General features: G+C 44.2%; 6 protein-coding genes, 1 tRNA gene and 1 pseudogene. 5 read left to right on the top strand and 3 right to left on the bottom strand.

What is annotated here, in order from left to right; genetic code table 11:
• Positions 1-116 precede the first annotated feature (116 nt).
• A pseudogene (locus BM231_RS25320) lies at positions 117-509 on the bottom strand (integrase core domain-containing protein); the annotation flags it as partial.
• Between the two features lie 443 nt (positions 510-952).
• A complete protein-coding gene (locus BM231_RS25315) occupies positions 953-1,831 on the bottom strand; it encodes a LysR family transcriptional regulator (protein WP_093523999.1) in 879 nt (292 codons plus the stop codon).
• A 90-nt stretch (positions 1,832-1,921) separates the two neighbouring features.
• Between BM231_RS25315 and BM231_RS25310 the strand changes: the two genes are divergently transcribed.
• The 4 genes from BM231_RS25310 (at position 1,922) to BM231_RS25295 (ending at position 10,762) form a co-directional block, all read left to right on the top strand.
• Positions 1,922-3,016 carry an L-dopachrome tautomerase-related protein gene (locus BM231_RS25310; protein WP_093523997.1) on the top strand — a complete coding sequence of 365 codons (1,095 nt, stop codon included), beginning with the start codon at positions 1,922-1,924 and terminating at the stop codon, positions 3,014-3,016.
• Positions 3,017-3,103: 87 nt separating this feature from the next.
• On the top strand, positions 3,104-3,649 hold the full coding sequence (locus tag BM231_RS25305; RefSeq protein ID WP_093523995.1) for a thioredoxin family protein: 546 nt from the start codon (positions 3,104-3,106) through the stop codon (positions 3,647-3,649).
• Positions 3,650-3,926: 277 nt separating this feature from the next.
• Complete coding sequence (locus BM231_RS25300; protein WP_093523993.1) at positions 3,927-9,608, top strand: ATP-binding protein; 5,682 nt, start codon at positions 3,927-3,929, stop codon at positions 9,606-9,608.
• Positions 9,609-10,498: 890 nt separating this feature from the next.
• Complete coding sequence (locus BM231_RS25295) at positions 10,499-10,762, top strand: hypothetical protein (protein WP_063294981.1); 264 nt, start codon at positions 10,499-10,501, stop codon at positions 10,760-10,762.
• 384 nt (positions 10,763-11,146) lie between these two features.
• Here the strand turns inward: BM231_RS25295 and BM231_RS25285 are convergent.
• Positions 11,147-11,222 (bottom strand) — tRNA-Lys (locus BM231_RS25285).
• A gap of 762 nt (positions 11,223-11,984) precedes the next feature.
• Here BM231_RS25285 and BM231_RS25280 point away from each other — a divergent pair.
• Positions 11,985-12,944, top strand: coding sequence for a TAXI family TRAP transporter solute-binding subunit (locus BM231_RS25280; RefSeq protein WP_093523991.1), 960 nt, complete (start codon positions 11,985-11,987; stop codon positions 12,942-12,944).
• Positions 12,945-12,970: the final 26 nt, after the last annotated feature.

The raw sequence follows: 12,970 nt of genomic DNA, 5'->3' as shown, positions 1-12,970 counted from the left end.
TGAGCAGGGAACGTGAATGCAAATGAACGCAACCTGCATCGGCTCCAATCTCCCTCATGCGTAGAAGCTCAGATTTGATCTGACAGTTACCGTTTTGACGATAGCGATTTGTCAGGTCAGATTTGATCTACGAATTTTTCTATCCAGATCTTCTGCCTATCAATCATAGTTTCTATTGGCGTTCTGTCGCAACACATTTTGCCTTGATGGATGCGTTCGGTGTTGTAATGATGGAGCCACACATCCAGATCAGCCTGCAACTGTTCGATGCTTTGATACAATTTTCTTCTGAACGTGACCTGATAAAATTCCTGTAGGATGGTCTTGTAGAAGCGCTCGCAGATGCCGTTGGTCTGTGGGTGCTTAACCTTGGTCTTGGTGTGGTCGATATCATTGATGGCCAGAAAAAGCTGGTAATCATGCTTGTCCTGCCTGCCACAATATTCCGTGCCCCTGTCGGTCAGGATGCGCAGAACCGGCAGAGTGTACTCCTCATAAAAAGGCAGTACCTATGGCGACCAGCAATCGTGATCACTTCGGCTTGCAAACATCGCTATTTTGAGCTCAAATTATTTGACACTATCGGCAAGCTCAAACCCGCATTATTTGCGAATTAATCCACATTGTTTGCAACCAGCCTGCAGTCATAAGTCCGAATCCACATTAATTATGAACTGTAGAAGAGCTGACTTTGCTTCCGTTCATTGCACTGCGAGAACTCGTGTAAGTGAGAGGCTGTTGCCAGCGACGAGGGCAATTACCGGCCATTCGGCTGGGTCCACCAAGGATTGAGATTGTTGGCAGCAAGTCCCCTCATGCAGCTTGATAGATAAACCTTCTTAACTCTTGAGTACACTAATATGGAATGCATCGTGCGAAGCGAACCATAGATTGCACATGTGATCAACAGTAGGGAGCACTCATATGAAATCTCGTCAACGCACTCATCAAACTAAGCAGTTTGTAGAGCACCCGTCTTTTCTAGATAACACAGCAAGTAATCAATGAAGCGCTGCGCCAGTGGATTTTCTTCCTGTGCGGACAAATAACTTAAGACGCTAGTTACTGGCAGCCCTGGTAGGGCGCTCTCAATCACAGGAATGTCCTCCAGCAATGCAGAGGCCGGTAGAATGGAAACTCCAAGCCCAGCTTTTATGGCGGACTGTACAGCCTGAATGGAGTTCGCAGTGATTGAGATCTTCCAGTCTGAGGCCATGGCTTCCATGGCAGAGATTGCTATAGCGCGATAGCTGCATGGTTCCTGCATCAAGATCAGTTCCAGTGGTTTATCAGCCGCAGGCAGCTGCCCGCACCAGACCAGCGGCTCCTGCCATAACTGTTTGCCGCCAGAGGCCTCTGGTCCGGCGAATACCACATCCAGCTCCCCGGCATCTAAAAGACACAACAAGTCAGCCCCACCGCCGAGGATCAAGTTGAGATCACAAGTGGGGTGTGCTCGTTTGAAGCGGGCCAGATGAATATGTAGGTGCTGCGGTACCAGATACTCTGCAAACCCTACGCGCAGCATGCTTTGCTCCTTGGGCGCAGAAACGCTCAACACAGCCTCATCAGCCAACTCCAAAATCTTTCGAGCATAGCCGATAAAAATCTCACCTTCGCTGGTTTGGGAAAGAGAACGGCTCGTACGCTCAAATAGTTTCACATCCAACCGCTCTTCCAGCTTGGCAATTTGCAGGCTGATTGCTGATTGCGTCCGCCCCACTTTTTCTGCCGCAGCGGAGAAACTACCCTCCTCAATGACTGCGATCAAAGAGCGAAGCACAGTCAGGTCCGTATCAAGTCGGAAGGGAGATCTATTGGCGTTGCTCATAGGACCTATTTATATTTCTAGTTTTACTAATCGATCGTGTTTAGCCATATGTCTCATAGAACATCAACAATCAATAAGGAATTTTTATTCATGCTGAAATCTGTGCTCGCAGCATCTGCACTTTCTCTTATTTCTCTGGCAGCGGTAGCTGGCGAGCCGCTTCAGTTGGAAGAAGTGGCAAAATTCTCTGAAACCCGCCCGGGTAACATCACCGTAACGCCAAACGGACGCATGATTGTCAGCATGCAGCCGTTGGATGGGCCGGCGTTGAAGGTGGTTGAAGTTCTGAAAGATGGCAGCAAGGCGCCGTTCCCAACTCAAGATTGGGCAGATGGTCCGGAAGTAGGCGAACTCGGCTTGTCTGCTGTGATTGGTATCGACACAGACTCCAATGGCGTGGTCTGGATGCTGGACATGGGAAGCGATACTTCTGCACCTCGTCTGCTGGGCTGGAACTCTGAGACCAACACGCTTCACGCAGACTTGCAGATTGACAAATCTGCTCTGACAGCAAACTCCTTCCTTCAGGACTTTGCGATCGATGAAAAACGTGGTCAGATTTATATCGCGGATATGACCCTCGGCAATCTGGCGGGGCCATCCAAGCCAGCCATCGTTATCGTGGACCTGAAGACCGGCGAAGCCCGCCGCCTGCTGGAAGCGGCAGAGCAATTTATCTCCCCAGACCGCGATGTGGTGATTGACGGTGGCCTGATGGCAGCCAAAGGAGAAGATGGCTCCCTCAATAATCTACGCTTCGGCCTCAACCCAATTGCCATCTCTGATGACAGCAAATGGGTCTACTTCGGCACTGTGAATGGCGAGCAGATCTTCCGCATCCCGGCTGCAAAACTTGCAGATCCCTCCGTAAATTCTGCCGATCTGAATACTTTCATTGAAGAATACGGTCCCAAAAAGCCTAGCGATGGTATGACTTTCTATTCCAATGGTGGTCTCTTCGTTTCTGATATCGAGAACTCAGCCATTGGCCTGACCACCGCTGGAAAGTACGAAGTTCTCATTCAGGACGAACGGCTTTCCTGGCCGGATGGCTTTGATGTTGCTCAAGACGGATATGTCTATGTTACGCAAAACCAGTTGCATAAGCACCCGGCTTTCAATCAAGGTGTCAATGGTTCAAAGGCTCCATTCTACGTGATGCGTTTTCCGGTTCCGGGCAAATAAGTTTCAAAGAAACGGATGTGACTGACGGGTTCAAACAGCTCGTCATTTGCACATTTAAGATCAAATACAAGAGATTGAGAGGCTCCCATGCTTTTGAACACACCAATCTGCGATTTTGGTTGGAAAGCGCCAGAATTTACGCTCAAAGATGCTGATGGCACCAGCTTCACCATGTCTGACCAGATTGGTGAAAGCGGTTTGCTCATCGCCTTTATTTGCAATCATTGCCCTTATGTGCAGGCCATTGCAGATCGCTTGGCAGAAGACATGAAACAGCTCAAAGCCGAAGGCTTCGGCGTTCTTGCTGTCATGTCCAATGATTATCGCTCAGTGCCTGCTGATGGACCGAGCTTCATGAAAAAGTTTGCCAAGGAATTTGGCTTCAAGTTTCCGTATTTGCTGGATGAGACACAAGAAGTTGGCAGAGCATATAACGCAGTTTGTACGCCAGATTTCTTCGGCTTCAACAACAAGGGTGAGCTGCAATACCGTGGCCGCTTGGATGATGCTGGCTTCGACGACCCAACCAACCGCACACCAGAACTTCTCAATGCCATGCGTCAGGTTGCCAAAACCGGCTGCGGACCGAAGCATCAGATTCCGAGCATGGGCTGTTCAATAAAATGGAAGTAGATCTGTTTATACGAAAGCTAGTCAAATTGAAGGTAATGAAAAAGCAAGTTGCAGTAGCCGCTAGCAGAGGGCCAAAAGCCGCCATTGAGGCGTTTCCATCATGGGTTGATGTAAATTCTTAGAGGGTTTGCTAGGTGCTTTGTACGTGCTCTGTTATACGCCAGTAGATAATTGATGCGGTTGGTGCTTAGGTATTGAGGTGAGGGTTCTCGATTTAGCTTCCTATGAATCTCTCCAAGCGATATCCTTATTCAAATTTACAATATGTGATTGAAAAATGACGAGCTCTATTAAACCAACTCAGCTGACAAGAGCAGGTTACGAATATCAAGATCTCGTTTGTATCGAGATTCTCATCAACTGGTATCATGATCCAGAGCGCTATAGATGGATTAAAGTTGAAGGTGAGGTTTTAAAAGATAAGTTAGAAGGGCTAGATGATGTCATCGCATGTAGAAGTGATGACCGATATGAACTCACCCAAGTCAAATTTACTATTGATCCAAGTCGAGAAGATTTGGCGTTAAGCTTAGATTGGCTCTTAAGTAAAAAAAAGAGAGGAACTTCACTAGTTCAAAAGTGGTCTCATGATGTTGTTACCATTCAAGAGCGTAATGAATTATACAGCGCATGCCTTAAAACAAATAGAATTCCAGACGACGAACTGCTTAGAAGCCTAGAGAATAATAGAATCTCATTCGACAAGCTGCCAGACAACCGACGACAGGAGCTGATTGCTCAGATAGGTGATGAGCAAAAAGTTAGACACTTTTTTGCCTGTTTTGAATTTCATCACAGCCTGAAGACGATAGAGAAATATGATGATGAACTTAAAAGCAATGTAGTTCCCGACCATACTTCAAACGAGGGATGGTATCGCTTTAAAGAAGCTGTCAAAAAATCAGCCCTTAGAAAAAAGTTTCCAAGTAATGACGGCGCGTTTTACCTTTCAGATCTTCGTCGCATATTCCAAACCAACATTACGCAGCCGCTTTCACAGGAATTTGAAGTCCCAACTGGTTATATTCCTCCTTCCGCTCAATTTCATGCAGGGATCATAGAAGCTACCTCCCGAGTTGGGTGTACGGTCATATCAGGGTTGCCCGGCACGGGCAAAAGTACATACCTTTCCTACCTTACTGAGATTTTGAAAGGACAAGGCAAGTTTGTAGTGCGACACCATTATTGGCTACAAACTGACAATATTATTGACCGCTTAAATAGCGAAAATGCTCTAAAGTCTCTAATATTGCAAATAAAGCAATATCTACCAAAGACTGTCGCAGAGCAGATAAGCTTAGACGACACCAATAAAGTTGATGAGCAGTTCTCCAAAGCTATAACGCAAACTATAGATTATCTGGATCGTACTGAGCAGAAGTTGATTGTTGTTATTGATGGCTTAGATCATGTGTATCGAGAGCGTTCAAATATTGATCAGTTGGAGCATTTATACAATAGGTTGCATCCTTTCTTAAACCGAATAAGCCTTCTCATTAGTACTCAGCCAGTTAGGGACGAGGCACTACCGAATAAACTGGTCGCCGAGATAAAGCGTGATGATTGGGCGCTGATTCCAAACATGGATGAGGACTGCGTTCGTACTTGGCTATCAGTCCTGTTTGATAATGGCGAGTTCTCATTGGCAAATGAGGACCAAGATGAGATTGGGAGCATTGCAATTGAGTTGGTGCGGAAGACTAAAGGCTATCCACTATATCTTATCTATGCACTTCAACAACTTATCTATATTGGTCGTTGTATCAGTCAATATGCTGTTTCCCAGTTGGAAGAGGTAAGTAGCGAGGATATAAATAACTACTATAGATCTCTTTGGGGGCGACTAAGTGCTGGAGCGAAGAGTATCTTATGTCTTATTGCGGCTACGGATTTCGCCTGGCCAAGCAAACATCATTTATCTATATGTTACGAAGATACCTTAGCTTTTGAGAATGCATTTGCTGAAATTCAACACTTGATAGATTTTTCTAAAGTTGGAGTTCAACCATACCACAACAGTTTGAAAGCTTTCGTTGTTAAAGAAAAATACTTCTCCTCGCTTGATCTCTCTTTGCGCAAGAAAATTGATCAATGGCTCGAAAAGGATGCTCCTAGTTATTGGCAATGGGGCTGGCACTGGATTAATTCTGCCAGTTTGGGCAATGCCTTACCATTAATTAATGGCGTGACGAGGGAATGGGTACTAGAAAGTTTCTCTTCAGGCTATTCGTTGGCACATATTGATCATATTATCTCCAAAGCCGAAGAGTATGCATTCAATGATCAGAACTATCCCAAGCTCGTAGATCTGCGCCTAATTCGCATACGGTTGATCAATGGTCCAGAATTTCAAATTCAAAGTTACCCTAGCTTATTAGCGCTTGCTTTACGGCATTCGTCTGAAGATCACGTCTACGTCCTTAAAACAGAAAATTTAAGATCGGCTTCAGACGCTGAACTAGTAGCACTTTCATGGGCCAAAAAGGAAGAATATCCAGAAATTATTTTGAGTTGCTATAATGAAGTTATGAGGCGTTTGCGTGTTTATAGCAAATTCTCATTTGACGGTCAGCAGGACCGTATTCATGATCTAATCAACTGCTGTATAGAAATACTCTCCCATGCAGGTGAAGAGCACATAGATAAATTTTTTAAGTTGCTAGCACCAGTAGATAGCAAACACCATTCTGATCTTTTTAATAATTTCTTAGATCATTTAATATCCGCTGGGAATTTCGAAGTTATATTTAACCTCTCAGAGCAGACGATACCAGTTCATTCAAAGGAAAAGTTCAACAGAAGTTTTGTGATTTCTTGCTGCTTAGAAGGAATAAATCTTACACATCGCCCTGAAGCTCCAAAACTAAAGTTAGATGCTTTAGGTGCACTTTACTTTTCTCTAGTTTATGGAGATGTGAAGTTTAACAATTCGATTGAATCTAGTAATCTAATATCACATTATGATTTTTTCTTTTGGGAGCTATCTAAGTTCGCAAATTCATCTTGTGAAAATGTTGAAAAGCCAGTCATCGTTGGTCGTGGAAAAGATGCATTTCTACAGTCCATGAATGCTGCATTCTCATTCTTAGCCAAAGAAGTGGCTATAGATCTTAATCGCCGGAAAAAGGTTAACCCACTATCTATTTACTCCTATTTTGATGAACTTAAATTTCCTAACCGTCGAGAAATCGATCATGACGTGTCTATGTTATGGCATACAGCGCAGCATGTATTGAACAAAATCTCAGTAGATTTATATGTAATCGCTCACGCATGTAATAAATCTATTGAACTCGATATTCATCAGTTCAACCAAGTTCACAATTGCAAGTATTGGAATGCTCACGCTTGGCTCACATGTTTGTCTGAGAGATCTGCTGACAGTTTGGTAAAAAGTGAAGTTCTAGAGGTGCTTGTTACACAACTCCATAATGATCTTTATCAAAGACGCGAAAACACTGGATATCTAGCAAACGATGCTCTTGACCTCGCTAAAATTGCGAACGGTCTTCGACTTAATTCAGTAGTGACTAAAATCATGAAAACTGTCGGCCAATACACCTTAGGGTATGGTGAACGTAAGGATACAACGTTTCATGAACTCTATAAGGCCATTGAGTATTGTGCCGAATTTGAAGTTGGTTATCACAGAGAATGGCTCAGTAGAGTCGCGCCATTTACGGTTGGGATGTTTAACTTCACTGAGCGAGAGATACGCCATCTGCCAGAAAAGTTCATCAACCTAATCGCCCAATTTATGCCGGAAAAATTGCCCGCAATTTTGGAATACCATTTGCGCGAGCAAGATTGGGGGTGGGTTGATAGCGTTATCTCAGCATATATTAAGTACTTCCCATTAAATGCACCTGCAGATCACTCGATCTTGTATAGCCTGTTGAATAGAAGTTGGTTAGAGACTCTCAAAGAGCAGTCAAAGAATGATACTTCTTTAAAGTCCATTTATGATGCTCAATTAACTTTCATTGGTGGACATTATTTAGTTCCTGAAGAAAAAAACACTCCTTTTGATAATGATTACGTGAAATTAAACTACGATCATTTCCCACCAGATAATCTCTCAGAATTAATCGATGCCTTAACAAAAGAACATCGCTTTCTTAATCATAAGCAAGTTGAAGAATGGGCAAAGGTTTGGACTAATCATGGAAAAGGATTAGATGTCATTCAAGCTTTTCGTAAGGCTTACATAAAGGGGCGTGAGAAAATTTGGGGTTTAGAGAGATGCCTACCAGCGGTATTTGATATCAGTCATAAACTCCAAGGAAAGAACCAAGCCTTGGAGTGGTGCATCAACGATATAAATGACAACCATCACTGGTCAAAATGGTCGGGCGCCACATCTGAAGAACAGATCGTAAAATATGCCCGCATTTACAAAAACAGATGGAATGATATTCTTGCGCAAACTTTAGAAGGTGTTCAAAATTTCAGCGACGAGAATGTTTGGAAAGTTGTGCCAACAAGCTCTTTGGTATTGTTCCTTCTTAATGCTGGTCAGAAGGAGTTAGCTATTTCCGTTACCAACGTAATGCTTAGCTCATTAGAACAAGAAATTTCCCATTTACCGCTACCTATTCTTGCATGGACTGATAAGAGCTATTCAATCGAAAATGCATCCTATGACATCTTATTGGAGTATTTTTTCTGGCCAGATAAGCAAGCTCGGCTTAAGTCGGCGAAACAGATCGCAATGTTACTAAAAACTAAACGTAGTTTTAGAGAGCGTTACATCCATAAGCTTTCAAAGCTGGATTTGGACATAGAGATTTGTGACTTCCTATCCATATTAACTCTTTCTGGCGACGTGGGGATAGAAGAAAATGAAATCAGGGAAGCTATTAAAAGCCCATCGCTTCTCTCAGAGCATTACATCGCTAAAATTTTTGGTTCAGATCGGTTTGAATATATCCTCCAAAAAACCACTTCAGAGGATGCTACGCCGATTGAACAAATCTATAAAAACGGAATTCCTCAAATATATGTTTCTCTACTTGAAGAGTATTGTGGCTGCGAATACAAAGAAACGCTTCAAAGTCAACTTGCGATAGAATGGAATGAGATCAAAAAACAAGCAAGTATCCCTACTTTTAATCCTCACAATTTCTGTTCCGAAAAATACAATGGGATAGATAATATTGGATGCTCATTATCGTGGCGTGCTGAGGCTGGGTATTTATCTGCATTTCTTAAGACGGTTGAATTTGCTCTAGGAGAAGGCATCATTAATAATGACCAAGCAAGGGAGCTGTCACTACTAACAATCCCATTCGAGGACTCTTTGGGACGATTGGAGCCATCCCAAAAGCCTGCTAATTGGCCAATTTTCTCGCAATTTAAGACTGAGAATGGCAGTATCGATGTCGACGCTGTTCTCAATAGTATTAGCCCTTCAATGGATAATGAGTTTGTATTGCGCGCTTCAGGACCGATAAAATGTGATGATGAGAAATTAGAGGCTGATTTCGAGATAGCATTGATTAACTGTGGCACCACCCTGTTGGATCAAGCTCAAATTGAAGAGCTGTTTCACAAAGATTCTACAGCGCACGGGGCACATGTCACCAAAAAAATATTTTTTGAGCATACCGGTCGATGGCTAACCGATCTGCTAGGCCGGGGCTATTTCCAGCCTGCTTTTTTTATCGGCGTACCTCCACCTACCCAAGACTTCAAAGAAGATGCTGTGATTTATGCTGACGCAAAAGGTAGTGAAATAGCGCAATGGAAATATTGGTTACATCAATGGTTCCCTGCAAGAAAGAGTGAGCTAGGCCCCAATATCGGTACACAACTTAAATGTCGTCGCGAAATCATGCACCTAATCAGAGAGAATAGCAGCGGCAACTTTGCTTTGATTGCAAAACTAAAAATCGTTGATGCAAGATGGGGTAAAGAGAGTGATCTTGGCGGTTGTTATTATGCATTTAAGTTGATTTAATTAGCTAGTACTTAGTGCTTTTTTCTTTCTCAAACTCACTAAGTGGGAAGGGTTCTAATGAGTGTTACCTCCCTCATAAGATCTGAAGTCCTTTCTGATGCATCAGATCTTTCTTAAGCAGTAAGTTGGGCCAAATCGCTCAGAAGTTGAACTTGCAGCTGGATTTTGACCGCACTGGATCAAAGTCGAATGTCCGCAATTGGTCATGAGTAATTGCAGATCACCAATAAGAGCTATTGTAGAAGCCTACAGGTGAGCGCGATTCAACCCATAATGGGAACGTCCGATGGTCGAATTTTTGTTCACTCTGAATTGCAGTGCTCATAACTTCTTTACCTCGAGAAGCTGTTAGGCCTTTTCGGTAAAAACGGGTATTGACTTTAGCTATCTTAAAGGGCGGCAAATGCTCGTTAGGCTGGATATGATCCAATCTCTTCTTCTTCAAAACATCATGGGTCCTTCCTAGGCTTTTCCTTGACTACGGGTAGTTCGGGACCACGGCGCAAGCGGCTATGTGGTTTTCGCAAGGGCTTGTTGTTTATGTTCATGTTGTTGTTCTCACTTTTTAGCCCCGCTAATCCTATGGGTTTGTGGAGGAATTCAGTTTCCTTGCATTGACACCTTGTCTCAATCATCGCATGCTCATCTTGAGGCGTCGAAACCTCTACGAAGCGGTTACCGCATCCGTTAATCCGCGGTCTTTTTGTGTCTGGAGTTAGCCCTTCAAACGCAAACTCTCGCTTATGGGCGGGAGGGCGGTGAATACAATACCCTTCGCGGGGGAATAAACCCGCCTGTCTACTTGCAGGTTCTGAACCTCCCGCTCGCCAGTGGGCCGTCAGAAGCCTTCTGCTGAGTGGTTGTTCAACACCCAAAGTAGAGGGCTTGAAATGACAGAAACTGGTAAAGAGAAATGTGCCCATACGTCCCTTCGCAATGAAGTGGACCAGCTTAGCTTAGCAACCAACCACCTCAAAAATCTGGTTTATTCCATGAGTGTGGTTCTGAGTGAACGCATGGAGCACACACAGGAATATGAAGCGTTGCTGACGCTATTTGATACTGTGCGCAATCACATTGAAGATGTGCAGGGAAGTAGCGAGAAAATCTCCGAGCTGCTCGAACCTTGCGCGCTGGAAGTCTCCAAAGACTAAAAATACGGAATGAAGAGAGGCTTCGCCTCTCATGGAATATTCTGGCTTGGGAAGCGTGATGCTTCTCAGGCCATTTTTTGTATTCGCTTGAAGCGGGCATGCCTTTTATCAAGAAGCATTAAAGTTGCACCCTGACGACACGTTACAGTTCTCTGACAACTCTTCAGAGCTTGAGCCTTATGATAAGTCTGTGTTCTGACGACTAGTGACGACTTTCACAGCTTTTCCAGAATTAATTTGAAAGGGTATTGGTAGGAACTAAGAGAGGTGAAATTGCGCTTTCAAACACTCTCATTTGCTTACATAGTGCTGACACAAAGCTCAAAAGCAAAAAGCTCCCAGAAGGGAGCTTTGCTAAACCTCTTTATATACCATGAGGTTAAATGGTGAGCCCGCACGGGTTCGAACCGTGGACCTACTGATTAAAAGTCAGTTGCTCTACCAGCTGAGCTACGGGCTCTTGGGCGGGACCGCTAGGTCGCTGCCTGTGAGGGGTCTTCTAAGGATTGCAGGGGCTTAGCGCAAGCGGTTTTTTCGATTTTCCACACAGTGCGTTTTTTATGCTTATTTACCGTTCTTATGTTGTCCAAGTGATGAGATTGCTGAAATCAGCTCAATGTAAATGTGAGTGGTGAAATGACGTTAGATTTCACTTTCTTGTTTAACAAGGGGCTCGTTCCTCATCAGGCAGAGTGTAGGGTGCGGTGCACAAAATGCGCCTGGGGCTATGATCTGCTCTAAGACGGGAGACTGCTGCAATCATTTCATTCATCCCTTGGTTTTTGGGGTATTATTAGTTCTCTAGGTGAAATAACGTAGAGGTGTTGCTCAAAATGTGGCGTGATACTTCACAAAATCTGTAATACCTTAGTATACTATTTTGTGGAAGCAATCGGCAGTTTGCTGGTGTATCACCTGATTTTTGGCAGTTTTTCGTGAAATATCTGTGGGGCTTTCGCGTGTGCGAAATGCTCATATATCTAAAAATATATATTTGAATCAGTTTGTTAGGTGAATAGATATGCAGCTTGGTTGTTACCAGCAGCCTTGAGAGTTTACTGGTAATCCAAGCAATAGATGTGTACGTATTTCACCGCTTTTGGCATCTTTCATTCTGTGCCAGTGGGAAATAGGCGTGTCTGATGGTTAAAATGCCAAGATTTCCTATTCGCGATACCGTGAGTAACGGGGTCGCGCAATTACAACTTAAGTGGAGGTTCGTATGAAACTTAGCAATGTTGCAGTTGGAGCTGCGCTGATTGCGGTTAGCGTTGCAACTGGAGCTTCGGCAGAAAATCGTTTTGTATCCATCGGCACCGGCGGTGTTACCGGTGTTTACTACCCAACCGGTGGTGCGATCTGTCGTCTTGTAAACAAGACCCGTAAAGAGCACGGCATCCGTTGTTCTGTAGAATCTACTGGTGGTTCTGTTTACAACATCAACACCATTCAGAATGGTGAGTTGGAGTTCGGTGTTGCTCAGTCTGACGTTCAGGCGAATGCATACGAAGGTCGCTCCCAGTGGGAAGGCAAGCCTTTCGGCGAGTTGCGCTCTGTATTCTCCGTGCACCCTGAACCAGTGACAATGCTTGCTTCTAAAGGTTCCGGCGTAAACAACTACACCGACCTTAAGGGTAAGAAAGTCAACATCGGCAACCCAGGTTCCGGTCAGTATGCAACATGGCAGCTTCTTGAAAAAGAAGGTATCGTGAACAAGGCTGATCTCGCTCTGGCAACTGAGTTGAAATCTGCTGAAGCTGGTTCTGCACTTTGTGACGGCAAGATCGATGCTTACTACTGGCTGGTTGGTCACCCATCCGCATCTACTCAGGAAACTGTAAGCACCTGTGATGCGCAGCTTGTAAACGTTGAAGGTAAAGCGATCGACGATCTGGTCGACAAATACTCCTTCTACCGTAAAGCAACTATCCCAGCGGGCATGTACAACAACGCAGAAGACATCAATACCTTTGGTGTTGGCGCGACCTTCGTTTCTTCCGCTGCTGTGCCTAACGATGTTGTTTACACCATTGTGAAATCTGTCTTCGAAAACTTCGACGACTTCAAAAAGCTGCACCCTGCATTCAAAAACCTGAAAGAAGAAGAGATGATCAAGGCTTCCTTGACTGCTCCTCTGCATGACGGTGCGGTGAAGTACTACAAAGAACGTGGCTGGATGTAATCTAACCAAGTTTTCTACGATGCGGG

Origin of the sequence: Pseudovibrio ascidiaceicola (genome assembly GCF_900114245.1) — a bacterium.
GTDB lineage: Bacteria > Pseudomonadota > Alphaproteobacteria > Rhizobiales > Stappiaceae > Pseudovibrio > Pseudovibrio ascidiaceicola.
Note: the sequence above shows the minus strand (reverse complement) of the source record. Positions and strands in the feature narration are given on the sequence as shown.